The 26,033-nt window shown below is 69.6% G+C and carries 18 protein-coding genes and 3 pseudogenes; 6 read left to right on the forward strand and 15 right to left on the reverse strand.

Going from position 1 to position 26,033, the window contains the following annotated elements; genetic code table 11:
- Positions 1 to 612: 612 nt before the first annotated feature.
- The gene (locus ABZS58_RS25595) at positions 613 to 2,127 is read right to left on the reverse strand and encodes a C40 family peptidase (protein WP_354785547.1); all 1,515 of its coding nucleotides are present in this window, start codon (positions 2,125 to 2,127) and stop codon (positions 613 to 615) included.
- 305 nt (positions 2,128 to 2,432) lie between these two features.
- On the opposite strand from ABZS58_RS25595, the gene mqnE reads away from it, so the two are divergent.
- The 3 genes from mqnE to ABZS58_RS25610 are packed head-to-tail and all read left to right on the forward strand — an operon-like array spanning position 2,433 to position 5,727.
- Positions 2,433 to 3,602 (forward strand): aminofutalosine synthase MqnE, encoded by a 1,170-nt coding sequence (mqnE, locus tag ABZS58_RS25600; protein WP_354785549.1) that lies wholly within the window; start codon positions 2,433 to 2,435, stop codon positions 3,600 to 3,602.
- A 9-nt stretch (positions 3,603 to 3,611) separates the two neighbouring features.
- Complete coding sequence (locus tag ABZS58_RS25605; protein ID WP_354785551.1) at positions 3,612 to 3,893, forward strand: DUF4229 domain-containing protein; 282 nt, start codon at positions 3,612 to 3,614, stop codon at positions 3,891 to 3,893.
- A gap of 46 nt (positions 3,894 to 3,939) precedes the next feature.
- Positions 3,940 to 5,727 carry a M14 family metallopeptidase gene (locus tag ABZS58_RS25610; protein WP_354785553.1) on the forward strand — a complete coding sequence of 596 codons (1,788 nt, stop codon included), beginning with the start codon at positions 3,940 to 3,942 and terminating at the stop codon, positions 5,725 to 5,727.
- 26 nt (positions 5,728 to 5,753) lie between these two features.
- Here the strand turns inward: ABZS58_RS25610 and ABZS58_RS25615 are convergent, their stop codons facing one another.
- The 5 genes and pseudogenes from ABZS58_RS25615 to ABZS58_RS25635 all read right to left on the reverse strand — a co-directional run.
- Positions 5,754 to 6,494, reverse strand: coding sequence for a VOC family protein (locus tag ABZS58_RS25615; RefSeq protein ID WP_354785555.1), 741 nt, complete (start codon positions 6,492 to 6,494; stop codon positions 5,754 to 5,756).
- A gap of 54 nt (positions 6,495 to 6,548) precedes the next feature.
- Positions 6,549 to 8,489 (reverse strand): AAA family ATPase, encoded by a 1,941-nt coding sequence (locus ABZS58_RS25620; protein ID WP_354785659.1) that lies wholly within the window; start codon positions 8,487 to 8,489, stop codon positions 6,549 to 6,551.
- Between the two features lie 190 nt (positions 8,490 to 8,679).
- Positions 8,680 to 9,990, reverse strand: a complete 1,311-nt coding sequence (locus ABZS58_RS25625; RefSeq protein ID WP_354785557.1) for a type II toxin-antitoxin system HipA family toxin — start codon at positions 9,988 to 9,990, stop codon at positions 8,680 to 8,682.
- Positions 9,983 to 10,255, reverse strand: coding sequence for a helix-turn-helix domain-containing protein (locus ABZS58_RS25630; RefSeq protein WP_354785559.1), 273 nt, complete (start codon positions 10,253 to 10,255; stop codon positions 9,983 to 9,985). Before ABZS58_RS25630 ends, ABZS58_RS25625 begins: the two co-directional genes overlap by 8 nt.
- Positions 10,256 to 10,601: 346 nt before the next feature.
- A pseudogene (locus ABZS58_RS25635) lies at positions 10,602 to 11,210 on the reverse strand (AAA family ATPase); the annotation flags it as partial.
- Between the two features lie 224 nt (positions 11,211 to 11,434).
- Between ABZS58_RS25635 and ABZS58_RS25640 the strand changes: the two are divergent.
- Together ABZS58_RS25640 and ABZS58_RS25645 are read left to right on the forward strand one after the other, a co-directional pair.
- Entirely contained in the window at positions 11,435 to 11,800 is a 366-nt protein-coding gene (locus tag ABZS58_RS25640) for a type II toxin-antitoxin system RelE/ParE family toxin (RefSeq protein ID WP_354785661.1), read from the forward strand.
- Positions 11,787 to 12,107, forward strand: coding sequence for a helix-turn-helix transcriptional regulator (locus ABZS58_RS25645; RefSeq protein WP_354785561.1), 321 nt, complete (start codon positions 11,787 to 11,789; stop codon positions 12,105 to 12,107). The genes ABZS58_RS25640 and ABZS58_RS25645 overlap by 14 nt, the downstream gene beginning before the upstream one ends.
- 42 nt (positions 12,108 to 12,149) lie before the next feature.
- On the opposite strand, the pseudogene ABZS58_RS25650 reads toward ABZS58_RS25645, so the two are convergent.
- The 4 genes and pseudogenes from ABZS58_RS25650 to ABZS58_RS25665 all read right to left on the reverse strand — a co-directional run.
- Positions 12,150 to 12,740 (reverse strand): annotated as a pseudogene (locus ABZS58_RS25650) (AAA family ATPase); the annotation flags it as partial.
- A gap of 291 nt (positions 12,741 to 13,031) precedes the next feature.
- Positions 13,032 to 14,351, reverse strand: a complete 1,320-nt coding sequence (locus ABZS58_RS25655; RefSeq protein WP_354785563.1) for a glycoside hydrolase family 18 protein — start codon at positions 14,349 to 14,351, stop codon at positions 13,032 to 13,034.
- A 122-nt stretch (positions 14,352 to 14,473) separates the two neighbouring features.
- On the reverse strand, positions 14,474 to 15,829 hold the full coding sequence (locus tag ABZS58_RS25660) for a S8 family serine peptidase (RefSeq protein WP_354785565.1): 1,356 nt from the start codon (positions 15,827 to 15,829) through the stop codon (positions 14,474 to 14,476).
- A gap of 306 nt (positions 15,830 to 16,135) precedes the next feature.
- Positions 16,136 to 17,059 (reverse strand): hypothetical protein, encoded by a 924-nt coding sequence (locus ABZS58_RS25665; RefSeq protein WP_354785567.1) that lies wholly within the window; start codon positions 17,057 to 17,059, stop codon positions 16,136 to 16,138.
- Positions 17,060 to 17,258: 199 nt separating this feature from the next.
- Between ABZS58_RS25665 and ABZS58_RS25670 the strand changes: the two are divergent.
- Positions 17,259 to 17,589 (forward strand): annotated as a pseudogene (locus ABZS58_RS25670) (helix-turn-helix transcriptional regulator); the annotation flags it as partial.
- A 39-nt stretch (positions 17,590 to 17,628) separates the two neighbouring features.
- Here the strand turns inward: ABZS58_RS25670 and ABZS58_RS25675 are convergent.
- The 5 genes from ABZS58_RS25675 to ABZS58_RS25695 form a co-directional block, all read right to left on the reverse strand.
- Positions 17,629 to 17,790 (reverse strand): hypothetical protein, encoded by a 162-nt coding sequence (locus ABZS58_RS25675; RefSeq protein ID WP_354785667.1) that lies wholly within the window; start codon positions 17,788 to 17,790, stop codon positions 17,629 to 17,631.
- Between the two features lie 67 nt (positions 17,791 to 17,857).
- Positions 17,858 to 19,027: a TIGR02679 domain-containing protein gene (locus ABZS58_RS25680; protein WP_354785569.1), complete on the reverse strand. Its 1,170-nt coding sequence runs from the start codon at positions 19,025 to 19,027 to the stop codon at positions 17,858 to 17,860.
- Positions 19,020 to 23,066: a TIGR02680 family protein gene (locus ABZS58_RS25685; RefSeq protein ID WP_354785571.1), complete on the reverse strand. Its 4,047-nt coding sequence runs from the start codon at positions 23,064 to 23,066 to the stop codon at positions 19,020 to 19,022. The genes ABZS58_RS25680 and ABZS58_RS25685 overlap by 8 nt, the downstream gene beginning before the upstream one ends.
- Before the next feature lie 9 nt (positions 23,067 to 23,075).
- The gene (locus ABZS58_RS25690; protein ID WP_354785573.1) at positions 23,076 to 24,410 is read right to left on the reverse strand and encodes a DUF2398 family protein; all 1,335 of its coding nucleotides are present in this window, start codon (positions 24,408 to 24,410) and stop codon (positions 23,076 to 23,078) included.
- Entirely contained in the window at positions 24,407 to 25,990 is a 1,584-nt protein-coding gene (locus ABZS58_RS25695; protein ID WP_354785575.1) for a TIGR02677 family protein, read from the reverse strand. Before ABZS58_RS25695 ends, ABZS58_RS25690 begins: the two co-directional genes overlap by 4 nt.
- Between the last annotated feature and the right edge of the window lie 43 nt (positions 25,991 to 26,033).

The following is a 26,033-nucleotide window of genomic DNA, read 5'->3' on the forward strand; positions in this document are numbered from 1 at the left end:
GGAGTCACCCCGGCCTCAACCCCGGAAGGCTCGTCGGGTGCCTCGGAAAGCCCTGAGGACCCGGCCGCGTCGGTGGAGTTGAACGCCGCGACCATCGCCGCGACCTCCGGGTCCTCCTCCTCGTCGTCGGCGTCCGCGAAGGGGTCGCCGCCGGGCCAGAGGGCACCGTCGACCGGGGTGGGCGGGAGCTCGTACGCCGCGTCGGGGACGACCTCCTCCTGAATGTCCGGAGGCAGCTCGGCACCGACCGGTGGCGGTGGCGGCAGCGGCGGCAGGTCGCTGTCGAGTACGTCCGGCTCGGAGGCCGCACCGGTCGTCTGCGGCTGCGCGCCGGGCGGGAACCCGTATGGGGAGTTGGTCCGCACCCCCTCGTCGCGCGCGCCGTCCCGTGTCTCCCGCTCGTCCATTGCTGCCCTCCATGACCGTGCCCTGCCCGGGCGTCATTGCGCTCCCGGCGTGCCCCCTCCGCCAGTCACGAGTTCCACGGTGCCACATCGAGTCACGGAACGCTGGACCGGACTGCGTCGGGTTTTCGATCACCAGCAGAACCATCCGCCGGAAAAGAACGGACCGGCCCACGGGTGACCCGTGAGCCGGTCCGAAGCGGCGAATTCAGTTACCCGATGCTGACGCTGTGCTCTGCGCGGTCGTGCTGGCGCCGGCGGTCGACGGCTTGACGGCCGACTTCGACGGCGCCGCGGCCGTGGTCGCCGGTGCGCTCGGCGCCTTCGACGTCTGCTCCTCCGAAGGCTCCGGGTTGGCCGGAGGCGTCGAGACCGGAGGTGTGGAGGCCGGCGGGGTTGAGGCCGGCGGCGTCGAAGGCGGCGGCGTCGTCTCGGTCGGTGTCGGCGACGCCGAGCCCGAGGACGAAGGTGAGGCCGTGGTCGACGAGGACGGCGACGTGGTGGTCGAGGAGGACGGCGAGCTGGGCGTCGCCGTGCTGGTCGAGTTCGGGGCCTTCACCGCGGGGAAGATCCGGGTGGCGCCGAAGAACCGCGACCACTTGACCTGCGCGGTCTTGACCTTCTCGCCCGTGGTCGGCGCGTGCACCATCTGACCACCGCCGATGTAGATGGCCATGTGGTAGATCGAGCGCCAGTCGCCGGAGTCGCTGGCGAAGAAGATCAGGTCGCCGGGGAGCAGTTGGTCGCCGAGGCGGACCTTGGTGGCCTGGATCGCGGGCGTGCCGTGGTACATGTCGTTGGCCACCCGCGGCACGCGGACCCCGACCTGCCCGTATGCCCAGTACGCCAGGCCCGAGCAGTCGAACGTGTTCGGGCCTTCGTCGCCCCACACGTACCAGCTGCCGATCTTGCCCATGGCGTAGTTCAGCGCCTGGAGCGCCTTCGGGTTTGCCACCATCCCCTCGACCGGGACGTTGGAGACGGTGCCGAGGCTCTGCTCGGCGGCGGCGTCGGCGGCGGCGATGGCGAGGACGGCGGCCTCGTTGTCCTTCTTGACCTTCTGGTACTCGGTGTCCTTGACCTGGAACTCGGCGTCGAGCGGCGAGAACACGCCCTGCGCTTTGAGGTAGGTGGACTGCGCCAGCTCGTACTGCTGCTTGGCGGCCGTCTCGTCCTGCTCGGCGCGCAGCAGGTCACGGGCGTCCTGCTGGCTGCCCGGCTGCTGACCGATACCGGGGGCGAGCAGGCCGAACTGGTGCAGGTCGTGCGCGTAGCCGTCGAGCGGGCCGAGACCCGTCGCGCGCTTGTACGCCTCGGCGGCGGCCGAGTCGGCCCGGCTGCGCAGCTCCGCGACCAGGGCGGTGGCGACGCGCAGCTTGTCCTGGGCGTCGGCGGCCGCGGTCTGCGACATCTCCAGGTCGAGCTGCGCCTGCAGGCGTTTCTGCCCCAGGGTGCTGACGTCGATCTCGAGTTTGGCGAGCTGGGTGGCGAGCGGGCCGCGCAGCGAGGTGTTGGCCCCGCCGACGGTCGTGGGCGCGGACGTGCCGCCTGCGCCGGGCATGAGGAGCGTGCCGGAGGCGATCGGCCGGGAGCCGGTGTCCGGGATCGCGCCGCCCGGATCCGCATACGCCGGGCGCGGGACGAGGGAGCACAGCAGGGTGCACACGATCGTGGCGACGAACATCCGCCCGCGCCGGTGCCGCCCTCGCTGCCGGGGGATCATCGCCGCGACCTGCGCGGATGCTTCAGCCTCGGCGGGCGGGACCCAACTTTCGCCGGGATAACTCGCCGCCCTCAATACCAGTCCGTCCATGCCACCGTCCCCAGTCGGTCCGCCCCGCCAATGGTCGATCAGGATCGATCGATCAGTCGGTCTGCCGCCCGACCGTGTTTCTGCCCACTTTTGTTTACCTCACCGAAGCAATCAGCGTCGAGACCTGATCAATGTCAGCTTCATCCCGACGAGATGAATCCCGCACTAACGCGGGGCCCTCTTCGGCGGGGGGCGGCCCGACGTACGCTGGCCCCGTGGATGCAGGTGTGAAGCGTGAACTCGAGGCCAAGGTCATCGCCGGCGAGCGGTTGAGCAGGGAAGACGGCGTCGCGCTGTACGAGAGCGACGATCTTGTCTGGCTGGGCCGGCTGGCCCACCACAAGCGCACCGAGCTCAACGGCGACCGGGTCATGTTCAACGTCAACCGGCACCTGAATCTCACCAATGTCTGTTCCGCAAGCTGCGCATACTGCTCATTCCAGCGCAAGCCGGGCGAAAAGGACGCGTACACGATGCGCATCCACGAGGCGGTCGCCAAGGCCAAGGAGATGGAGGACGAGCAGCTCACCGAGCTGCACATCGTCAACGGCCTGCACCCGACCCTGCCGTGGAAGTACTACCCGAAGGTCCTGCGCGAGCTGAAGGGCGCACTGCCCAACGTCAAGCTCAAGGCGTTCACCGCCACCGAGATCCAGTGGTTCGAGAAGATCAGCGGCCTGCCCGCCGACGAGATCTTCGACGAGCTCATCGACGCCGGCCTCGAGTCGCTCACCGGCGGTGGCGCGGAGATCTTCGACTGGGAGGTCCGCCAGCACATCGTCGACCACGCCTGCCACTGGGAGGACTGGTCGCGGATCCACCGGCTCGCCCACAGCAAGGGCCTGCGGACGCCCTCCACGATGCTGTACGGCCACATCGAGGAGCCGAAGCACCGCGTCGACCACGTCATGCGGCTGCGCGAGCTGCAGGACGAGACGGGCGGCTTCACCGTCTTCATCCCGCTGCGCTACCAGCACGACTTCGTCGACTCGGCCGACGGCAAGATCCGCAACAAGCTGCAGGCCCGCACGAAGATGGCCTCGCCCGCGGAGTCGCTCAAGACCTTCGCCGTGTCGCGGCTGATGTTCGACAACGTGCCGCACGTCAAGTGCTTCTGGGTCATGCACGGCCTGTCCGTCGCCCAGCTCTCGCTCAACTTCGGTGCCGACGACCTCGACGGCTCGGTCGTCGAGTACAAGATCACCCACGACGCCGACAGCTACGGCACGCCCAACACGATGCACCGTGAGGACCTGTTGCACCTGATCTGGGACGCCGGCTTCCAGCCCGTCGAGCGCAACACCCGGTATGAGGTCGTCCGGGAGTACGAGAAGCCGACGCCCCTCGCCGCGCGCCGGGCGGAGCCGCAGCAGGTTTGGGCGTAGAACGACATCATGTCCGCACTGCTGAAGTACACGCTCGCCCGGCTCGGGCTCTTCGTCCTGGTGGCCGGCGCGATGTTCGCCGTGCCGCTCGACATCAGCGTGCTCCTCAAGCTGATGATCGCCGTGACGGTCTCCGCCGCGCTCGCCTTCTTCCTGCTGAAGGGGCTCCGCGAGGAGGCCTCCGTGCAGGCGGTCGGCGCCGCCCAGCGCCGCACCGAAAAGCGCGAACGACTGCGCGCCGCGCTCAACGGGGATGATGATAGGGGTGAAAGCACCACCAAAGCGAACTAATAGCGCTTAAACCTTGGTTGGTGCAGACCACCCAGGGAGGCGCACGATGGGCCGCAGGCTGTCCGTTTCGCTCACGCTCGCCGGTGTGGGGCTGCTGCTGCTCGTGGGGGTCAACCCCGCCGGCGCGGCGCCCGCCGAGCGGTCCGGCAGCTACGTCGTCGACGGCGTGCGGACCCAGGAGGACCGCAACCGGGTCGCCCGCAGCGGCGCCGCCATCGACACGATCGATCACGGCCGGGCCGAGATCACCGCCCTGCCCTCCGAGGTCCGCAAGCTGCGCGGCCAGGGATACAAGGTCGCCGAGGTGCTGACCGAGGACTTCCCGGCCGCCGACGCCGGCTACCACAACTACACGGAAATGGTCGCCGAGCTGGACAAGATCGTCGCCGCCAATCCGAAGATCGCCAGCAAGAGCAGCATCGGCAAGTCGTACCAGGGCCGCGACATGCCATTGATCAAGATCTCCGACAACGTCGCGGTCGACGAGGACGAGCCGGAGGTGCTCTATGGCGCCCACCAGCACGCCCGCGAGCATTTGACCGTCGAGATGGCGTTGTACCTGGTGAAGCTGTACACCGACGGATACGGCAAGGATCCCCGCATCACGAAACTCGTCGACAGCCGCGAGCTGTGGATCGTGCCCGACCTCAACCCGGACGGCGGCGAATACGACATCGCCACCGGCAGCTACCGCAGCTGGCGCAAGAACCGCCAGCCCAACGCCGGGTCCAGCAGCATCGGCACCGACCTCAACCGCAACTGGAGCTTCAAGTTCGCCTGCTGCGGCGGCTCGTCGGGCAACCCGTCGTCGGAGACCTACCACGGCGACGCGGCCTTCTCCGCGCCGGAGACCCAGCACCTGCGCGACTTCGTGCTCAGCCGGCGCGTCGGCGGGGTCCAGCAGATCAAGGCGAGCATCGACTTCCACACGTTCTCGGAGCTGATCCTCTGGCCGTACGGGTACACCGGCACCGACACGGCGGCCGGGCTCAACGCCGACCAGGAGTCCGCGTTCCGGGCCCTCGGCACGGGGATGGCGAAGTCCAACGGCTACACGCCGGAGCAGTCCAGCGACCTGTACATCACCGACGGCTCGATCATCGACTGGCTGTGGGCGACGCAGGGCATCTTCGCCTACACGTTCGAGATGTACCCCGGGCCCAACTCCAGCGCCGGCTTCTACCCGCCGGCCAGCGTGATCTCCGCGCAGACGGCCCGCAACAAGGAGGCCAGCCTGCAGCTCGCGGAGTACGCCGACTGCGTCTACCGGATCATCGGCAAGCAGGCCCAGTACTGCGGCGCCGACACCGTCTGGTCCGACGACTTCGAGAGCGCGAGCGGCTGGACCGCCGCCGGCGGCACCGCGACCAGCGGCCTGTGGGAGCGCGGCGACCCGGAGGCGACCACGCAGAACGGCCCGAAACAGCTCGGCGACGCCGTCAGCGGCGACAACGACCTGGTGACCGGGCGCAGGGCGGGCACCTCGGCGGGCAGCTACGACGTCGACGGCGGCACCACCGGGATACGGTCGCCGTCCGTCGCGCTGCCGGCCAAGGGCCCGCTGAAGCTGAGCTGGTCCTGGTACTTCGCCCACGCCGCGAACGCGTCCGCCGCCGACAGTTTCAAGGTCAGCGTGCTGCAGAACGGCTCGAAAACCGCGATCTTCACCAAGGCCGGCGCCGCGAGCGACCGCGACGCCGTCTGGGACACCGCGGGCGCCGACCTGACTCCCTATGCGGGCAAGACGATCCAGCTGCTGATCGAGGCCACGGACGCCGCCGGCGCCAGTCTCATCGAGGCCGCCGTCGACGACGTTGTGATCAAGAGAGGTTGACGAAACCGCTCGCGAAGCCGACGGAGCTAAAAGCGGTATTCGTCGGAAATCTCGATCAGTGCGAAATGAGCGCCCATGGGATCGGCGACCCGGGCGTACCAACCCGCCGACGACACCATCGGCTTGCGGGCCACCGTGCCACCCAGCTCCGCCACCCGCTCACACGCCGTGACGGCGTCGTCGACCATGAAGCACACCGTCCAGTGCTCCGGCAGCCCCGGCGGGAACCTGTCGTCGATCGGCAGCAGCCCACCGACGGCGTCGTTGTGGTGGTGCAGCTCGAAATACGGCTCGGCGTTCTCCGTCTCGACGGCGTGCCAGCCGAAGACCTCGCTGTAGAAGGCGTTGGTCCGCGCCAGGTCGTGGGACGCCAGCTCGTACCAGCAGATCGCACCCGGCTCGAAGGACACCTGCGCCCCGCCGAACCTGCTGCGCTGCCAGGTCCCGAACACCGCCCCACCGGCGTCGGCGAACACGGCCATGGTGCCCAGGTCGCGCACGGTGGTCGGGGGCACCTTCACCGACCCGCCGGCCCGCTGGACCGCCTCCGCAGCGCCGGCCGGGTCGTCGGTGGAGATCGAGATCAGCCATGCGGGCCGGCCGGCGGTGCGCAGGCCGGCCACCGCGCGGCCGTTGTGCGTGAAATGCCCGTCGTCATTGAACTGCCAGCCGAAGAGGCCGCCGTAGAACGCCCGCGCGGCAACCGGATCGGGACTGCCGACCTCGGCCCAGCACGGCGTGCCCGGTGCGTAACCCCGTACTCGCATTCCGCGTCCTCCCGGTTGTCAGACTGTTTCGAGATAGTGACATCCGGGACGTGATCACGACACCCCATCCAACGGTGCAGGAAGCGGACGTTCGTGCAGAACGTCCAACCGCGAGACGGCCCGCGTCAGGACCACGAACAAGCGGTTGAGCCCGCGCGGCTCGGCCTCGACGATGTCGGCCGGCTCGACGACGATCACATGGTCGTACTCGAGACCCTTGGCCAGGCTCGCGGGCAGCACGGTGACCCGCTCGGGCTCGATCTCCCTGAGCTGGGCGGTGATCGCCGGGATCGTCGCGTCCGCCGCGATCACGCCGATCGACCCCTCGAACGCCAGCGCCCGGCGCACCGCCTCCCGCAGCGGCGTGGCGCCGATCGTCAGCGCCCCGTCGGTCCGCAGCGACCGCGCCTCCGGCACGTCGACCCCCAGTGCCGGCAGCAGCCGGTTGGCCAGCGCGACCACGGCGGCCGGCACGCGGAACCCCGTCGTCAGCGGCACCACCCGCGCGCCGGGCTTGCCGAGGTGCCCCAGCAGCGTCCGCCACTCCAGCGCCGCCCACGGCGCCGTGCCCTGCGCCAGGTCGCCGAGCAGCGTGATCGACCCGTGCTCCGACCGCCGGGCGATCACCCGCGCCTGCATCGGCGACAGGTCCTGCGCCTCGTCCAGCACCACGTGGCCGAACGACGGGACCCGGTCGATCAGTCCCGCGGCCTCGTCCACCAGTACCGCATCCGCGGCGGTCCAACGGGCCGACTTCGCCGTCTTCGGCGGCTTGGACCAGGTGATCGCCGCCCGCTCGGCCTCGGTGAGCAACTCGTCGGCCGGGTCGCTGAGCACCTCGAACACCAGCTGCTCAGGCGTGACCGCGGGCCACGCGTGATCCAGCACCTCGAGCACCGGCTGCGCCCTGCCCATCCGGCGCTGCCAGCCCTCGCTCGGCGAGTCGCCGCGCCGCGCCTCCGACTGCCGCATCAGCAGCGACACGATCCTCGCCCGCACACGCTCGCGGCCGATCCCGTACGGCGGCGCCTCCCGCCGCACGTCGTCGACCACCCGCCGCAGGGCGTCGGTGGACACCCGCCACCGGTATGACCCGTCGGAAACGGTCAGCGGCTCCTCGGGCTTCCGGATCTTGCCGTTGAGCCGCTTCGCGAGCACCGCGGCCATCCGGGGGTCGTGCTTGACCTCGGCGGCGGCTTCCTCGTCGACGGCTTTCACGGGTGTACCGAGCAGCCCGTCGATCGTCGACTGTCGCACCTCGATCTCGCCGAGGGCGGGCAGCACGCTGGCGATGTAGCTCAGGAACGCGCTGTTCGGCCCCACGATCAGCACCCCGGACCGCTTGAGCTGCTCGCGGTGCAGATACAGCAGGTACGCCGCCCGGTGCAGCCCCACGGCCGTCTTCCCGGTGCCGGGCGCCCCCTGGACGCAGATCGACTCGTCCAGCTCGGCGCGGACCAGTTCGTCCTGCTCGGGCTGGATGGTGGCGACGATGTCCCGCATCGGCCCGACGCGGGGTCGCTCGATCTCCTCCAGCAGGATCCGGCTGGTGCCGAGCTCCTCGCCGGCGCGCAGGTGCTCGTCCTCGAAGCTGGTCAGTTCGCCTTTGACGAACCCGAACCGACGTCTGGCTCTGACGTCCTGTGGGTCTTTGACGCTGGCCTGGTAGAACTTCCGGGAGATCGGTGCCCGCCAGTCGAGCACCATCGGCTCCCCGGCCACGTCGGTGACGTGCCGCCGCCCGACGTGGAACTTCTCCTCGTCGATGTCCAGCTTGCCGAAGAACAGAGGAGTGTCGGGGCTGTCCGCCAGTTCGGCGATCCGCCGGGCCAGGTGCCGGCCGAGCGTCTCCGCCGCGAACGGGTCCCCGGCCACCTGATCCCCGGTGGCGAACAGATCCTCGGCGTGCTCCCTCATCCGGCGCAGCGCCTTGCGTGAGGCTTCCAGGTGCGCTCGCTCTGCGGCGAGCTCGTCTTCCAGTGCGGGCACGTTGATTTCCTTCAGGGGAATCTCAGCTGCTGCTCGCTCGCGTATCCAGGGCAACCCGGCGCGTCGGGACGTCCGCTGCGGTGCCTACCTCACCGCGGCCGTCAAGCGGTGCTCTAGCGTACGCGTGATTCGGGTGCCGTCCCACCGAATTACGGCCGTGCCTCCCGGAGGGTCGGCCGTGATTCGCACCGGCTTGTCACCGGTCTTGCTTGAGCGCCCTACGGCACCAAAGTGCGCGAGCCCTGACGCGCTCCACCAAACGGGCCGACAGCTTGCTCTCGAGCGCTAGGACCGTTCCGTCTTGCGCGGCCTGTTCAAAGCAGCCCGGTGTACGTGCGGCAAGCGTGTCGATCCTTGTGATGGTCTCTTCGGGATCGAGCCGATTCGTTTCCGCGAATCGACGCCAATGCCGGTCGCTGATGCCCTCGATCCGGTACTCGCCACCGATACGCATGGCCATCTGCAGTTTTGGCAGGTACATGTCGTTATATGCGAGAGCGCTCGCAACGTCATACAGCGGAGCCAGACGGACCTGCCCTCCCGAGAGTAGAAGCGAGTAGTTCTTCGCGTGGGCATCAGTACCGGCGATGATCCAGTTGAAAGCCAGTGCGTCAACGAATCGGGCGATGTGTGCGTCCGCGACGCGCTTCGGATGAACCTCGCGTCGGAGCAGGTCGATGATGTGTTCGGGCGACGGCCCGCCATCGCTCTGGTACTTGTTGGCCGGCGATACTCCCAGCGCCTGACACAGGTCTTCCTGATGCAGGCGCTGGACCAGTCCTGTCTCGGACTGATACCGGCGGTCATACCGTTCTACCTCGATCGCTCGCTCATCTTCGAACGTCACCACCGAAGAACGTGCAACGAGGAGGCCGGCCAGGCCCGCCGCCGACAAGCAAAGGTGCTCATTGAGATCGTGCTCGTCCAGCCCCGCCACTGCCGGCTTCAGGATGTGCGTCGTGGGCGTCGAGCCCCAGGGCTCGCCCCAGCGTCGGGCGACCGGATCGAAATACAAGGCAGTCTTGGCCTGTGCCCCGGCAAGGCTGAACTGACCGCTGTTGTGAACATGCCAGGAAGTTGGGTCGGCACGCAGGACGCGTAGCCGCTCGGCTAGGTGCGCCTCGTCCAGCCATTGCACCCCACCCTCGCCATTGACGATCGACTCAACCCGGCCGGGCTCGACAAATTGGGCACCGCTCGCGCAGTCCTCGCCGACGTGCTGTAAGAGCGCGAACGGGTTACCCGCCGATATCTGGTAGTCACGTGCCCAGCGTTCGAGCACTCGCTCGTTGTCGGGCAACAACCCCCAAAGCACGGGACGGACAACCGGATCCTCATGTATTCGGCGAGCGAGCGGCATCGACAGTGATAACGGAGTAGCGTTCCGTGCAAAGCGCCAGTCTTCGTCGTACTCCAGCGCGAGACGCCCGTTGTCGGCTTGGGTCAGCACGCCGACTCGTCTGCCCGCCATGAGGACAATCAGGCTTTTGCCGACGGTCTCAGGCATGATCGCCCCCGAGGTCGTCGAGCAGTGTGTCGAGATCGATGTCGCCCGCGTCCGGTCCGATGGGCGATGCGTCCAACCCGATGCTCAGCGCATGAAGCGTTCGCAGCACCAATCCGAATTCGGCGGTTGCCTTGCCCGCCTCAAGGTCCGAAAGCCAACGACGACTGACGCCGGCCTCCGCGGCGAGCTCAGCCTGCGTTCGGCCACTATCCTGCCTGCTTTGCCGAACGAAAAAGCCAAGGTCTCGTGCGCTGGCGATCCTCATCCCTACCTCATCACATGTGCACGTACGTGCCCACCCTACTCTAATGTGCGCGTACGTGCACCGTGACGCGGCTGTGCATGAACGCGCACACGCCGCCAATCCAGCGCAGTCGGCTCCTTGCCGTTGACGTTGTATGAACAGGTTGTAGATGAGCTGACCAAACTGATGGACCGGCTCCGCCGGGATGGTCACACGGATCGATCCCGAGTCGCTCTTCGCCCTTGCGGCGGCGTGCCCGGTAGCCGGACAGGACAAGCGGTTCGCCGCCTACCCGGCAGACTTCCGCAACCGGCACCGCTGCCGGCTTCCGGACTGAAAAAGTGTGTCAGTTTCGGGGGTTGGGGTTCCCGGTGCCGGGCGCCCCCTGGACGCAGATCGACTCGTCCAGCTCGGCGCGGACCAGTTCGTCCTGCTCGGGCTGGATGGTGGCGACGATGTCCCGCATCGGCCCGACGCGCGGCCGTTCGATCTCCTCGAGCAGGATCCGGCTGGTGCCGAGCTCCTCCCCGGCCTGCAGGTGCTCGTCCTCGAAGCTGGTCAGCTCGCCCCTGACGAAGCCGAACCGGCGCCGGGTGCTGACGTCCTGGGGGTCCTTGACGCTCGCCTGGTAGAACTTCCGGCTCATCGGCGCCCGCCAGTCGAGCACCATCGGCTCCCCGGCCACGTCGGTGACGTGCCGCCGCCCGACGTGGAACCTGCCGCCCTCGTCAGCTTCTACGGCCTCGATGTCCAGCTTGCCGAAGAACAGTGGGGTATCGGGACTGTCGGCGAGCTCGGCGATCCGCCGGGCCAGGTGCCGGCCGAGCGTCTCGGCGGCGAACGGGTCCCCGGCGACCTGATCGCCGGTGGAGAAGGGGTCCTCGGCATGCTCCCGCATCCTGCGCAGGGCCTTGCGTGAGGCTTCCAGGTGCGCTCGCTCTGCGGCGAGCTCGTCTTCCAGTGCGGGCACGTTGATTTCCTTCAGGGGAATCTCAGCTGCTGCTCGCTCGCGTATCCAGGGCAACCCGGCGCGTCGGGACGTCCGCTGCGGTGCCTACCTCACCGCGGCCGTCAAGCGGTGCTCCAGCCTACGCGCCATGCCGCACCCACTCCACCGAATTACGGCCCTTGCAGAGTAGGCGTCCCGTGTTAAGAATATTGTTAACTACGGGAGGTGGGCCGGTGGAGTGGGAGATCCTGATGACCACGCAGGTGGAGGAGTTCCTCGACAAACTCCACGCGGTCGACCGCGAGACGCACCGTCTGGTGAACCAGGCGATCCTCGTCTTGGAGCAAAGCGGTCCTGCGGAAGGTAGGCCGCTCGTCGACACGATAACGGCCTCGAAGATCACCAACATGAAGGAACTCCGTCCACCGTCCGGCGGTCGAAGTGAGGTCAGGATCCTCTTCGTCTTCGACCCGTGGCGGTCGGCAATCTTGCTGATCGCCGGAGACAAGTCCGGACAGTGGAGTCGTTGGTATCGCGAGGCAATACCTGAGGCGGAGCAGTTCTACGCCTCATACTTGAAGGAGCGAGAAGGGGAGATCGGCGATGGGCAGCGTTAAGCGTTGGCGGGACACGGATCACCTGGAGCGTGCGGTCGACACCGCCGGTGGTCAGGTGGCATTCGACGCGGCGGTGGGTGCCATGCTGGACGAGGCACGCGGTTGGCGGCTGGCCGAGCTGCGGAAGCGGCGTGAGATGACCCAGGAGCAGGTCGCGGTCCGGATGGGTGTGTCGGTGGCGCGGGTGTCGCAGATCGAGGCGGGCAGTGTCTCCACCCAGGATGTGCTGGGCCGTTACATCGCAGCGCTCGGCGGCACTCTCAAACTGATCGCCGACTTCGGCGACGAACAGCTCAAGGTGGCCTGACTCCTGCGGACCGGCAGTGTGTCAGATTCCGGGGTTGGGGTTCCCGGTGCCGGGCGCCCCTTGGACGCAGATGGACTCGTCGAGCTCGGCCCGGACCAGCTCGTCCTGCTCCGGCTGGATCGTCGCGACGATGTCCCGCATCGGCCCGACGCGGGGTCGCTCGATCTCCTCCAGCAGGATCCGGCTGGTGCCGAGCTCCTCGCCGGCGCGCAGGTGCTCGTCCTCGAAGCTGGTCAGCGCCCCCTTGACGAACCCGAACCGCCGCCGGGTCGTGACGCTCTGCGGGTCCTTGACGCTGGCCTGATAGAACTTCCGCGAGATCGGCGCCCGCCAGTCCAGCACCATCGGCTCCCCGGCCACGTCGGTGACGTGCCGCCGCCCGACGTGAAACTTCTCCTCTTCGATTTCCAGCTTGCCGAAGAACAACGGCGTGTCGGGACTGTCGGCCAACTCGGCGATCCGCCGCGCCAGATGCCGCCCCAGTGTCTCCGCCGCGAAGGGATCCCCGGCCACCTGATCCCCGGTGGAGAAGAGGTCCTCAGCATGCTCCCGCATGCGTTTGAGCGCCTGTCGCGACGCCGTGAGATGCGCTCGCTCTGCGGCGAGCTCCTGATCGAGTGCGGGCACGGTGATTTCCTTCAGGGGAATCTCAGCTGCTGCTCGCTCACGTATCCGGGATCACCCCGGCGCGTAGGGACGTCCGCTGCGGTGCCTACCTCACCGCGGCCGTCAAGCGGTCATTCACATTACGCGCGGTGCGTCCACCACTCCACCGAATATCGCAGTTGCCGAGGGACCGGAGGTGCCTGATGCAGGATTCTTCGTCCAGAGGTTCCGGCCCGGAACGCATTGCGCCCCGGGCCGACTCCTGCGACCTTGGTTGATCTTCAGCTGTGCGCCGAGAATCTCGTGGTCACCCTCGAATTACATCAGCCCGTTGTGGATGGCCGTGGTGAGTTCGCCGGCAGCGGTGTCCCCGTCCAGCGACCAGGCCATCGTCCCGCCGAGGCCGTTGGCCTTGATGTAGGACGTCTTCTGAGCGATCACCTGCGGGGTGTCGTAGGACCAGAAGGTGTTGCTGCCGTACTTCCAGGACGCGACCGCGACCGAGTCGTAGAGGACCGCGCCCTGCTTCGTGATCACCTTCTTGTAGTCCTCGGTGCCGTCCTCGTAGGTGCCCCGAGCCGGGCCCGTCGACGTCTGGAGCAGACCGTTGTTGGTCGTCGGCACGCCAGCCCAGCCCTTGGCGTAGTAGGGGATGCCCACGACGAGCTTCGCCGCGGGCGCCCCGCCGCTCAGGTAGGTCTGCACGGCCAGATCGACGCTGAAAGTATGCTGCGGGGTGGAGTACAGGTTGGACTGGTGCCCGGTCGTGGCGTTCCACGGCCCGACAAAGTCGTAACCCTGCACGGTGACGAAGTCCATGCTGGCCAGCAACGGGGCGATCTCGACGCCCGCGGTGATCTTCGCCGGGTCGGCGGGCAGGAACGCGGTCAGCGAGTAGTGCTTGCCGGTCTGCACTCCGTACGCGTCGAGCTGACGGCGGAATTCGGCCGCCAGCAGAGTGAAGTTCTGCTTGTCCTCGGGGCGGACCACGTTGCCAGCGTTGCCTTCGGAGCCGGGCCACTCCCAGTCGAGGTCGATGCCATCGAAGACGCCGTAGCCGCTCCCGACGCCACCTCGGGTGGAGTTGCCGATGAACGGCAGGTTGCCCTTGAGATAGAGGTCGATGCAGCTAGCCACCATGGCTTGCCGGGAGGCTGCGGTCAGCGCCGCGTCGGAGAAGTACTTCGACCAGGTCCAGCCGCCCAGGGAGATCTGCACCTTGAGGCCGGGGTACATCGCCTTGAGCTTCTTGAGCTGGTTGAAGTTGCCTGCCAGCGGCTGGTTGTAGACGTCGCCCACGCCATCGACCGACTCGCCGGCCTTGAAGCCCTTCTGGTAGTCGGCCCAGGCGTCACCGACACCGGCCGCATTGGCCTCGAAGCACTTGCCGTCCGCCCCGACGTTGCCGAATGCGTAGTTGATGTGGGTGAGCTTGCCCGCCATGCCGGAGGTGTGCACGTTCCTGACCTGGAAGTTGCGTCGGTAGACGCCCCACTGCGTGAAGTAGCCGACCTTGATGTGACCGCTGGCCGCAGCGGTGACCGCTGCCGGTGCGGCTGCTGCCGGTGACGTGACGACGGCGATACAGGCCGCCAGCATTGCGACGGCGACAGCAGCACGCATGACGCGTGGGTTCATTGGGCCTCCCTGTGTTGTGGGGCGCACCGATCGAGCGTGGTGCGCAGACATCCGAGCTGGGGCGGATGCAGGTGGGGTCGCCGACCTCGTGGGCAAGCGACCCCACCGTGGTGCAGCCGGTGCTATCGCACGGCGTTGTACGCGTTGACCTCACCGGCACCGTAGAAGCCGTTGCGGTTTCCGCCCGAGCACGTCGCCTCGAATCCCTGCAGGAGAGGGACGGGGTTGTACACGCCGCTGGGGCAGGGCAGCGCGTCGGCGGTGCGCTCCAGGAAGGACGCCAGAGCCCCCGGCTGCATACCCGGGTGGGCGGAGAGCGCCAGTGCGGCGACGCCGACCGCGTGCGGACCGGCCATCGAGGTGCCTTGCTTGTAGCCCCAACCGTTGGTCTTCGTCGTCGTGTTGAAGGTGGTCGACAGGACGGCGTCGGCCAGCGTCGACGGGGAGCCGAGGTTCCGGAAGCGGGTGTCGCCGCCGGGCGCCGTGACGTCGACGACCCCTTGGCCGTACGACGAGTAGTAGCTCTTCAACCGGGTCGGGCCGACCGCTGAGACGGTCACCACGCCGGGCGCCTCGGCCGGCAGGTCAATGCAGGCGCCAGTGATCGTGCGGTCCTCGACCGGGAAGCTGCCGTCGTTCGGGCTGCCGCTGTCGATGAACTTGTGCTGCAGGTCGACGTTGGAGTTGCCCGCTGAGGCGATGTTGAGCACGCCCTTGTTCTGCGAGTACCGGATCGCGCGCTGGACGGCCGTCCAGACCGGGCGCTGCCGCTCGTCGTTGCGGCAGTTGAACTCCCACGGGTCGATGAAGTAGCTGTTGTTGGTGATCTGCATGCCGTGGTCGGCGGCCCAGAGGAAGCCACAGACGGCCGCTTCGGGATAGATGAAGCCGTCGTCGTTGACCACCTTCACGGAGGCGACCTTCACGCCGGGGGCCACCCCGGCGACGCCGACACCGTTGATGGCCGCGGCGATCGTGCCCGCGACATGCGTGCCGTGGTCGGAGGTGGTCGGGTTCCAGGCGGCCTCGGCCGTGTTGACCACGCCGCCGATGCAGGACGCGCTCTTGTCCTTCGCGATCTGCGTGGCGAGGTCGGGGTGGGAGCTGGAGATACCACTGTCGAGGACCCCGACGACCACGTTCGGACTGCCGGTGGTCACCTTGTGCGCCTGTGGAACATTGATCTGGGTCATGTCCCACTGCCGGCTGAACATCGGCTCGCCGGTCGGGTCGCCGGTGGCCTGCTGCGCGGTGAGGTCGGCGACCTCCTCGGTGGCGCTGTCCTCGAGCGCGGTGCCGAGGCCCGCTGTGGACGCGACGGCGTCCACGCCTGAGCCCGATACCGCGGTCGCGAACGCCGGGTTGGTCGAGCGGGCCACGAGCACGCCGATTTGGTGGTAGTTCGCGACGACCGCGCCACCGGCGGTGACGACCCGGTCTGCCGCTCGAGCTGTTGACTGACCTTTTGGCGCGATCACGATGTACGTGCTTTCCGGTCCTGCCGCCAAAGCCTGCGTCGGTAACGCTGCGGCGGTCAGGACGCCGGCACCGACCGCAGCGGCGGACGCGGCTGCCAGTGCCTTGCGACGAGATGGTCTCACGGTGAACCTTTCCGTCGGACTGTCCAATCGACGTCGCGCTGTAACGCCACGTCGATGAACAAGCGCGGTTGGGCACGCCAGCGTTACACCAGATCGCTAAGCAGCAGCGGGAGGATTCGCTCCTCCAGCCGAGTGGTACTGGCGGCGGTTCGAGCGGCGAAGCGCGCCGGACGGGTCCCGGCATCACGCGGTATGGGCCGCATAGCGGCAGGACTCGGCGAGGAAGCAGCGTCGGCAGTCCGGGGTGCCCGCGGTGCATGTGTCGTAGGCGACCTGCTGGAGCAGTGGGTGAACGCGCGCCAAGTCCGGGCCGTAGGCGAGTAGGTCCGCGGCGACCTGGCGGCTACCCGGTTTGGTGAGGCCGCCGTCGTGGTCGGTGAGACCGAGCCGGTAGGCGACCCGCACCAGATTCTGGTCGATCGGCACCATGCCCGGCGCGTCGTTGATGATCGTCATCACGATGGCGGCGGTATGTGTGCCGACGCCGGGCAACGACAGCAGGTATTTCAGTGCGTGCGAGCCGGAGCCGGCGATCAGCCGGTCGAATGCCGTCGCGCCTCGCCTGGTGAGGATCGCCGCAGTGGCGTGCAGGCGGGCGGCCTTGACCTCGCCGAGCGGTCTGACCAACTGGGCCAGTCTGGGCAATGGCAGGGCGGAAAGTCGTCGAGGGGTGAGGCCACCGCATGCGGCGGTGAGTCGGGGGAACACCTTCCGTACGGTCGCAGCGGGTCGGCCCTGGGCCAGGATGGCCAGTATGAGCGTCTCGAACGGCGAGCCGGCCAGCAGGATCATGTCCTGGTGGTGGCGGCGCAGCGTTCTCAATGCCGGGTGACCCGCAAGGGCCATGGCACCGACCTGTTCACCGTTACGGAACGTGGCGGTCAGCAGGTCACGCAACAGCTCTTCTTCCGTGCTGGTCCGGAAGGTGAACTGCAGCCCGCCACGGTCGGCCTCGACCCGTACCGGGATGCCCTGCCCGTGCGGGTGGAAGGTGCGTTGCCATACGCCGGCCCCGGTCGTGTGCCAGGCCAGGGCCGGGATCTGCAGTTTCATGGTGGCCGCGAGATCGGGCTTGGTTTCGCAGGCCAGGCTTAATGCGGTAGGCATCGGTGCACCTCATCGGCGGGGGTCCAGGACGGCGAGGGGTGACCGAGATGCCATCGGGTCCGCCCAGCGTCGCCGCGAGCGCCATTCGGCGCTGCACGCGCCGATGCCGATGCCACTTCGGAGGTGTGCCACTTCCGAAGTGGCGCTCTACGTGCCTGCCGCGTTACACGTGGTGCGGCAGAGGGTGATCATCAGCAATTTGTCCGTCACGGAACGCTCGAAGCAGCGGAGGAAGGCCAGCGGCTACGTGCGGTGGAAGGACATCCGGGCCGAGCATGTCGAGCGGGCCGGGGTGAAGAGGCGTTCGAGGCGGGCAAGTGGGAGTCGCTGGCTGAGGTGGTCGGGCATCGTCTTGCCGAAGTTCGTCGGACTCGTGGCTTCACGCAGCAGCAGGTCGCCGAGCGGATGGGCGTCACCAAAGGACGTGTCTCGCAGATCGAGCAGGAAAGATTTCCGGCCAGGATGTCGTGGCCCGCTATGCGGCCGCGCTCGGCGGGCGTCTGCACCAAGCGATCTACTTCGACGACGGGACATCGCTGCTATCGCCTGATGGTCGTGCTCGAAGTGTGTCAAATTGCGGGGTTGGGGTTCCCGGTGCCGGGCGCCCCCTGGACGCAGATGGACTCGTCCAGCTCGGCCCGGACCAGCTCGTCCTGCTCCGGCTGGATCGTCGCGACGATGTCCCGCATCGGCCCCACGCGGGGCCGCTCGATCTCCTCCAGCAGGATCAAGTTGATCGCCGACTTCGGGGATGAACAACTGAAGGTGGCCTGACATGGACGACGGCGTAGCGCACTGTCAGGACAGGTCCTGCAGCAGTAGCGGGAGGACCCGCTCCTCCATGACCGCGCGTCCGGTGTGGACCATGGCGGCGGCGAGCGCTGGCTCCCACGTCGTCGCGGTCGGCGTGCCGATCAGTGCAAGGCCGCCGGCCGCGTTGGCGCTGTAGGTGGCGGCGTCCATGCGCCACGGCACGGCATTCGGGTAGCGGGCCAGCGCGGCTCCGGTGAGTCGCACACCCGCCCAGTCGAAGTCGTTGCGCCATCGGATCGGCATGTCCCGGCCGGCGGCACGCAGCAGCGTGTGCACAGCTGTCGACGGGACGCCCTCGGTGCAGATCAACGGGCGTGAGGTCCCAGCGGCGGCCGCACGTAGCACCGCCGGGTTCTCACAGACGAAGATCTCCCGGCAGGTCAGGGTCAGGGGCGTGAGCCGCAGTTGGTGCAAGGTCACCCGCACTGGCACCCGGGCGGCGGCCGCCTCGGTGAGCCACGAGCCGAGCAGCCCGCCGACGGCCGGGACATTGAGCACCAGGACCTGGCTGGCGAGATCGTCGGGCACGACGCCGACCATGTCCCACAAGGCCCGCTCCTCCTCGGCGCCGGTGGGCACCGGCACCTGGTGCCATACCGCAAGGGCGCGCAGCGTCAGGCTGCGCAGGGGACCGTCGGCGAGCGCCTTGGTGTCACCGAGCAGCCGCTCGGCGAACGCCGGCATCGGCTCCTCGCCGGCGGGTAGCGCGTCCAGGACGGTGATGACCGCTCGCAGATCGGTGCCGCTGCGAGCGATCCGGGTGAGAGTCCCGTCGCGGAGCATCCCTTGCAGCCACTCCTGGAACCACGGTGACGCGGCGTGGAGGCTGTTGGCCGCCAGCGTCAGCAGGGCAGCACGCTCGTCGGCGGCACGCCTGCGCTCTCCGGGACGGTCCCGCAACGGGCCGAGGACCGCGGTGAGCCCGGCGCCGTGGACGTCCCTGAGGTGCGTGTCGAGGTCGGCAAGGCGCACGGTGAGCCTGGCCACGCCGGTCGGGCGGTACATCCCCGTGACACCGATGATGACCAGCCGTTCGTCGTCGGTCGGTGCGGTGATCGACACGCTGCCGTCGAGGCTTCCGCCGGTGCGTTCCAGGCTGCGGCGGGCCGCGTCGAGCAGCCGCCGCCAGCCGGTCGCGGTCCTCGGATCAGTCACGGAGTGGGTCAGCGGCGAGGGCGGGTGCATGCCGGGTCTCCGGCGAGCCGAGCGCGCGCGCCAGCGTGCCGTCGAAGTCGGCGATGTTCATCGCCCCGTCCCACACCAGCAGCACGGCCGACACCGTGTGGTCGACCGCGGAGTGCGACAGGTCGTAGTGTGCGGCGCCGCCCACCGCCGGATGGGTCGCCCACAGGTCGTAGCCGGTCATGAACAGGTCCAGGTCGAACTGCTTCGCCAGCGACATCAGCTCGCCGCGGCCGTTGTCGTCGACCCCGGCGAACGCCTCGTCGAGGCCTAGCAGCCGTGGCGCGTCCGGCCGGGCCGAGCCGAAGAGGGCGTTCGCGGCGGCGAACAGCGGCAGGTGGAGCGAGACGGACTGCTCGCCGCCGGACAGCTGGCTGTGCCGGGCACGGGTGAGCGGTTCCGCGGTGCCGCCGGGCCGGTGCAGGGTGAACGCGAACTGCCGCCATTGTCGGTAGTCGAGGACCTCGGCCAGCAACTCCCGGTAAGGCTTCTCCGGCGCGCCGGACCGAGCGGTCTTGATCCGGCCGGCGAAATGCCGCCGCATCGATGTGAGTTGCGCCGGGCCGAGCCGGGCCGGATCCCGCTCCAGCAGTTTGCATATCTCACGCTGCTCGGTGTCGAGGTCATCGGAAAGCCGCCAGCCGACACCGACGGTGAGACCGGAGGACATCCGCCGGGCCCGCATCTGGGTGTCCATCGCGGCGACCAGATCGCGCGCCTCGATCGTGCGCCGGTGGATCTGCCCGGCGAGCTGCCCGAGCAGCGCGTCCTCGAAAACCCGCTGCTCGGCGTCGGTGAGCAACTGCTCCTGATCCCGGCGGTCTGCCGCGATGCGCCCGGCGAAGCGGGCGACCGGAGTGAGGCCCTGCTCGTCGGCGACCCGGACGACGATGACACCCTCGTCGGTGTCCCACTCCGGCCGGTGGTCGAGGCCGGCGGCCGGCAGCTGTGCCTGGAGGTCGGCGAGCGCCGTGCTGAGCCGGGTGGCGCTCTGCTTGAGCGAGGTCTCGGTCGGGGTCAGCTCACGGGTGGCGGCGAGCATCGCCTCGTGCAGTGCGACGACGGCCGGGTCGAGCTGGTCTCCAGCGGTGTCGATGGCGGGCCACAGCAGGTCGGTGGGGCAGCGGATCAGGCCCAGGAGGTCGGGCCGGGCGAACGGTCGCAGCCGCAGCGCGTCCTGCCTGGACTCATGCAGCGCGGTGGCGACGGCCTGCCGGCCGAGGTCGACCCTGGCATGTGCGGCGGAGCGCTGCTGGAGCCCCTCGGTATAAGCCTCGCGGGCCGCGGCCATGGCCGCCTCGGCGGCGGCGATGTCCTCGCCGGCCGCGGCTACGTCGGCCAGGATCTGCTGCGCCTCCGCGCCGATGCCGCCGCGCAGGGTGCGTAGCTCCTCGTCCTTCTCCACGTGCCGACGGACGGCGGTGGTGGCCGCGGCTCGTGCGCCCTCCAGCCGTTCGACCGCCTCCTGATGCCGGTCGTCAGCCTCGCCGGACCGGTCGGCGGCGATGGTCGCTGCCTGGTATGCGGCCTCCAGGCGCAGGCCCGCGCGTTCGAACCGGGAGACCGCGTCGGCGACGGCGTCGAGCTGCGCGACGGGTAGGGAACGCTCGGCAACGGCCCGTTGCAACGCCGCGCCGGCTGCGGCCCGCACGGCGACGGCCGCGTCGAGGCGCCCGGCCGCCTCTACGGCCGCTTCCCGGCGGACCGCGAGCGCGGCGGCCGTCCTGTCGTGGTCACGCCAGGCCGCCCGCAGCCTGTCGAGGGCCGGGAGCGCCTTCCCGGCCCGGTCGACCTCGTCGATGACGGCGAGCAGCGCGGCGCGCGCCTCGTCGAGCCGCGTCAGGTCCGACTCGAGCGCGTGGAGCCGGCGGTCGCAGTCGGCGAGCCGGTCGGCGCGGCGCGCGGCGCGGGCGGTGACCCCGATGTACTCACACCGGTCCTTGCGCAGAAGGCCGGTGCCGTGCGCCTGCGCCCACCGACCGGCCGTGTCGACGCCCGAGCGGGTGGACAGGTCGCCGAGCGCGATCGACGCCAGTACCGCGTCGATCCTTGCGGCGGAGACGAGGTCCTGGGTCTCCGCGATGAGCACGTCGGCCAGGCTCGGCCCGCCGATCGGCGGGCCGGCGCTGAGGTAGGCGTCCTCGACACCGCCGCTGAGCGCGTCGGCGGTGTCGTCGGTGGACGGATACAACCAGGCGTCGAGCAAGCCCGCAGCGTGCAGCGCCGCCTCGACGCCGGCCGCATCGACCTCGGGCACGTGATCAGCGAAACGGACCAGGCGCCACAGCGGCGCGCCCGGACGATGGTCGCGCCGCGCAGGACGGGTCGCGGACGGGGTCGGGGCGTCGTCGTGCTCGGCCGCGATCCGCTCGCGCTCGTCGGTGACGCCGACGTGCTCCGCCTCGACCGCGGCGCGCTCCGCGGCCAGCGCGGCCAAGGTGTCCCGGCGGATGGCGAGCGGTGCCGCCACCGCCTCGGCGAACACGTCCTTGAGCGGCACGCCTTCGATGGCCTCGGTGAGCGTGTCCGTCAGGTCGGGCACGCCCAGCCGCGCGAGCGGCGCGGCCCACTGCGCGGCCCACGCGTGCAGGTCCTCGACCACCGCGGTGTGCGCGGTCTCCACGGCGGCTGCGGCCCGCGACTCGGCGAGCGCGGCATCGTCCATCGCCGCGCGGGCGGCACGATCGGCCTCGGTGGCGCGCGCATGGTCGTCGTCGGCCCGGACGGTACTGGCCACGCGCTCACGCACGGCGCGCAGGTCGTCGCGGCGGGCCGTCGACCGGGCCGCGAGCCGGGCCGGCATCCCGTCGGCATCGGCGGCGCCGTCGCCCCAGTCGATTCCGGCGAGTTGCGCGTCGGCGGCGACATCGTCGGCGAGCCGGCCCACCTGCGCCAGGCCGTCGCGGGCCGCGACCGCCGCCCGTTCCCGGTCGGCGCGGCGGCGCCGCTCGGCGGTTTCCTCGACGCCAACGGCCGCATCGGCATCGCGGGCCGCGCCGACCAGGTCACGGACGTGTCGTTCGAGGTCGGCGAGCTGCTCGTGGGACCGGTACGCGGCGGAGCTCTTCAACCGGTCGAGGTGTGCACGCAACCTTCCGGGCTCGGCCTCGGCCGCCTGCAGTGTCCGGTGCGCGGTCCGCGCCACGTCCTCGGCCGCCGCGGCCTCCCTCTCGGCCCGGGCCAGTTCCTCGGTGCGCCGGTCCGCGTCGGCGCGCCGCGCGGTCAGTGTGTCGGCGGCGGCGCGGGCGTGGGTGCGCAAGTAGGTGGCGTACACACCGAGGAACGCCGACGTGGCGGTGTCCGCCGCGACCAGGCCTTCAAGGGTGCGGGCCACCGCCTCCATGTCGTCGAACGACCGGGCGGCCTCGGTGAGCAGATGGTCATCGACCGGCCGCAGGCCACGCTGCAGGGTGCGCGACAGCTCCGCCGGATTGAGGTCCTTCGCCAGCTGCGGCTTCCGCAGCGTCAGCACCAGGTCGAGCAGCTGCTCGTACCGGGCCGACCCGAGACCGAACAGCTTCGCGTCGACCAGCTGCCGGTACTCCTCCGTCGAGTCCCGCACCGTGTCGGCGCCGAGCTGCTCGACGAGGTCCTTACGGGGCAACGGACGGTCCTCGGCATCCAGCAGCGAGAAGTTCACGCCGACACGGCCGTCGGCGACGAAGTGCCACCGGGTGACCCGGTCGTTGTGCCGGTGCGCCCGCAGACCGATGCCGATCGTCACGAACGAGGCACCGTTGCCGAACTCCATCCAGACGTATCCGTGCGCGTTCTCCTGCCCGCGGTACAACAGGTTGGATTTCATCGTGCGGTCCTCGCCGGCGAACGGGTTGAGCCGCCGCGGCTCGATCCGCCCGTCGAGCACGAACGGAAACAGCACCTCCAGCGCCTTGGTCTTGCCGGACCCGTTGGGCCCGCGCAGCACGAGCCAGCCGTCAACGAAGATGAACTCCTCGTCGCGGTAGTCCCACAGATTGATGATCCCGGCACGGGTCGGGGTGAAGCGGGTCACAGGGCTTCCTTAGAAGAGGGTCCGTTGGCGCACCTGGGCAACCGTTCCGCGGTATCGGCCGACCAGCGGTCGCACCAGCACGCCACCCGGCACCGGCGTCACCGCACCGAATCTGGTCAGCAACTCGACCGCCTCGATCCGCAGGCGGTCCGGGTCGGCATGCCACGCGGCGCCGAAGGCCGCTCCGTAGCGCTGGAGGATCGCGGCGATCGACTCGCGGAGGAAACTGTCCGTCACGAACGGCAGCCGATCGGGCTCCGCGTCTGACTCGACGGTCCGCGGTGCCGGCGCTGCGGTGTCGCTGAAGTCGTCCGGCACGACGCCGGTCGCTGCCGGCAGCGCGGTGTCTGTGGCCGCGACGAGCGCGGCCTGCCGGGCGCGAGGATCCGGTGCCGGCATCCGTCTGACCCGTCGGCCGTCCGGGTCGAGTGCCCGCTCGGCGAGCTCAACCGTGAGCAGCACCGCGGCCTGTGCCACCGAGCCGGTGCCCGGGAACCGCTCCACCGAGAACCCGAGCGTGTCTGCGAGGAGCACGCCCTCCGCCCGCCGCTCGACTCGCAGGCCGGTCAGTCTGTACAGGTCGGCGGGCAGCGCCGTGCCGCGCAGATGGTTCGCGACGGTGGCTTCAACGTCGCTGAAGTACACGACCGGCGCCTCGATGACGGCCCGGCGTGCGGCCTGTGCCGCCGCGCGCCGCTCGGCATTGTCGCTGGTGGCCGCAGAGCGTTCCAAGAGGGCGGTCACGCTGTCGACGTGCTGCAGCACCCGAGGTGGGTGGAACATGGCGACCAGCGCGTCGCGGGCGATGTCGTAGAGGGCCTCGCCGGCCATGGGGTCACTGGCCCAGGACGCGCTCGATCCGTCCGCCAGCCGGAGCACGCCGCGCTCCTCCAGCCAGGTCACCGCATCGACGAACGCGCGGCGGTCGGCACCGGAGTCCGGGTCGAGCCCGAGTCCGCCGATCCGGTTCGCGTCGGCGGACACGACGTCGGCGAGCTCGCTGACCGTTGTCTGGATGCCGGCCCGGCCCAGCGCCGCGAGGCACAGCGCCAGATACGCGTACCGCCGACGGTCGAACGGGCGGCCGGTGCGGGTGGTGGCCAGCCGGTCAGGGTCAAGTCGGTCAGCGGTCCGCACCAGCCGAGCCGTCGACCCGTGCAGCTCCAGCCGGTACCCGAATGCCTCCGCAAGATCACGGCGCAGCTCCGCGGCGAACCGTCGGACGCGGATGAGCGCCCGCTCGTCGGGGTAGGTCGCGGTGATCAGCGGATGGCGCAGGACGAGCCGCACCGCCCGTTGGTAGTCGGCCAGGTCCAGATCGGAGACCTCTGCGGCGAACCTCACGACACGGGCACCAGCGCGGTCCGGTGGGCCGCCGTGTGCTCCGCCGGCGTCACGCTCAGCGCGTAGCCGTTCAGATGCAGGCGACCTGTGGTCGTCGCCACGGTGGTGAAGCGGTCCGGGGTCGGCGTGAGCGTGAGCCGCACCCCGTAGGCCGCCGCCGCCAGGGGTGCGTCGGAACGTCCGGCCGCCCGAGCTGCGAGCGCCACGTCCAGCAGCCGCCGCAGCACCACCATCTGCGGCTCGTCGAGCTCGACACCGGCGTCGAGGTCGCCGCCGCCGTGCTGCTCGATCAGCCGCGTCGCGGCCACCGCGCTGCGGCGTTCCGTGGCGAGCTGCCGCTCCCGCAGCCGGTCACGCTGTCCGTGGGACCGCTCCAGCCTGGCCGGCCGGCCGTTGCCTTGCCCGGGGGCCCGGCCGAATTGCACGAGCGTGCGGGACAGCTCGACCGGTGGCGCCTCCCACCAGGACAGGCGCGTCGGGACCAGCTCCGGATCGGCATGGGCGACGCCGACATGGCGTGGTGCGCCGAGACCGAAGACCACGTCGAACAGGGCGTGAGCGACCTCGACCGAGCCGGCCTCGGTGAACCACGCGGCGAGATGCCGCAGTTGCGACTCGCGGCTCACGCCGCCCCGGCGTGCCTCCGTGACCCGTCGCAGCAGGGCCAGCACATTCCCGATCGCCGCCATCGTCGCGCCGGAGAGGCGGTCCGCCTCGCTGAGCACGCCGTCGCCTGGCGGCGCAAGCCACGAGCGGAGACCGGCCCACCGGCTCCGCCAGTCTTCCAGCCGCTCGCTGGGGGTCGCGAACAGCCGTTCATCTGCCTCGGCGGCCGCCTCCACCATGCGGTCCAGGCCGGTGGTCTCGACCTCGAGGACCGCCTCGCGCAGTCGGGGCGTATACCGCTGGAGCTCGTCGTGGAAATCACGCAGGTGCGTCAGCAGCGCGTCCTTGTGTGCCAGGAACGCCTCGGGCCGCACATCCGGCGTGCGGCTGAGGTCGCCCAGCATGTGGTAGAACCGCGCCGCGCGCTCGGCGATGTCCGCGAGCGCCCGGTCGAGCCGGCTGAGCTTGCGGTAGACCTCTTCCGCGTCGCCGCTCGCGTTCGCCACGGCGAGCGCCTTCAGGTCGGCGAGCAGGTCGGCGAAGACCAGCCGGGAGAGCGAACTGTCGCCGAGGCCGGCCGCGAGCACAGACTCGACCGCGCGGTGCGCGCGATACCCGGCCTCGGTGAACTGATACACCGAATGCCGGTTCCGGTACTCCGCCAGTGTCGCCGCGCGGGCGCCGTCCTGCCCGCGGTCCAGCACACCCCAGTCGACCAGGGCGTCGAGCAGCCGGGGCAGCTCCAACCCGGCCGGTTCGGGGCAGTCGGGATGGATCTTTGCCAGCCCCGCCATCGCGGCTGCCACCTCGGACGTGTGCAGGACCACCTGATAGCTGGATCGGGCAGCATCGAGGGACCGCAGGACCCACAGATAAGCCGCCCGGTTGTCAGCAGTGACGTAACTGAACAGTCGCATGCGGTCGTCGAGGCCGAAGTCATCCAGTCCAAAGGACGGTGGGTTCGGCTGCGCCATCGGACCCCCTCGAATCGACCGGACCAACGTAGTCGACACATTC

This window comes from Dactylosporangium sp. NPDC005555, from assembly GCF_040605635.1.
Classification (GTDB): Bacteria; Actinomycetota; Actinomycetes; order Mycobacteriales; family Micromonosporaceae; genus Dactylosporangium.

Coding starts and splice junctions, on each gene's coding strand:
- ABZS58_RS25695 (WP_354785575.1), bottom strand. CDS start 25,990: ATGGCGCAGCCGAACCCACCGTCCTTTGGACTGGATGACTTCGGCCTC.
- ABZS58_RS25610 (WP_354785553.1), top strand. CDS start 3,940: ATGGGCCGCAGGCTGTCCGTTTCGCTCACGCTCGCCGGTGTGGGGCTG.
- ABZS58_RS25615 (WP_354785555.1), bottom strand. CDS start 6,494: ATGCGAGTACGGGGTTACGCACCGGGCACGCCGTGCTGGGCCGAGGTC.
- ABZS58_RS25665 (WP_354785567.1), bottom strand. CDS start 17,059: ATGCCTACCGCATTAAGCCTGGCCTGCGAAACCAAGCCCGATCTCGCG.
- ABZS58_RS25630 (WP_354785559.1), bottom strand. CDS start 10,255: ATGAGGATCGCCAGCGCACGAGACCTTGGCTTTTTCGTTCGGCAAAGC.
- ABZS58_RS25595 (WP_354785547.1), bottom strand. CDS start 2,127: ATGATCCCCCGGCAGCGAGGGCGGCACCGGCGCGGGCGGATGTTCGTC.
- ABZS58_RS25605 (WP_354785551.1), top strand. CDS start 3,612: ATGTCCGCACTGCTGAAGTACACGCTCGCCCGGCTCGGGCTCTTCGTC.
- ABZS58_RS25640 (WP_354785661.1), top strand. CDS start 11,435: ATGACCACGCAGGTGGAGGAGTTCCTCGACAAACTCCACGCGGTCGAC.
- ABZS58_RS25625 (WP_354785557.1), bottom strand. CDS start 9,990: ATGCCTGAGACCGTCGGCAAAAGCCTGATTGTCCTCATGGCGGGCAGA.
- ABZS58_RS25655 (WP_354785563.1), bottom strand. CDS start 14,351: ATGAACCCACGCGTCATGCGTGCTGCTGTCGCCGTCGCAATGCTGGCG.
- ABZS58_RS25645 (WP_354785561.1), top strand. CDS start 11,787: ATGGGCAGCGTTAAGCGTTGGCGGGACACGGATCACCTGGAGCGTGCG.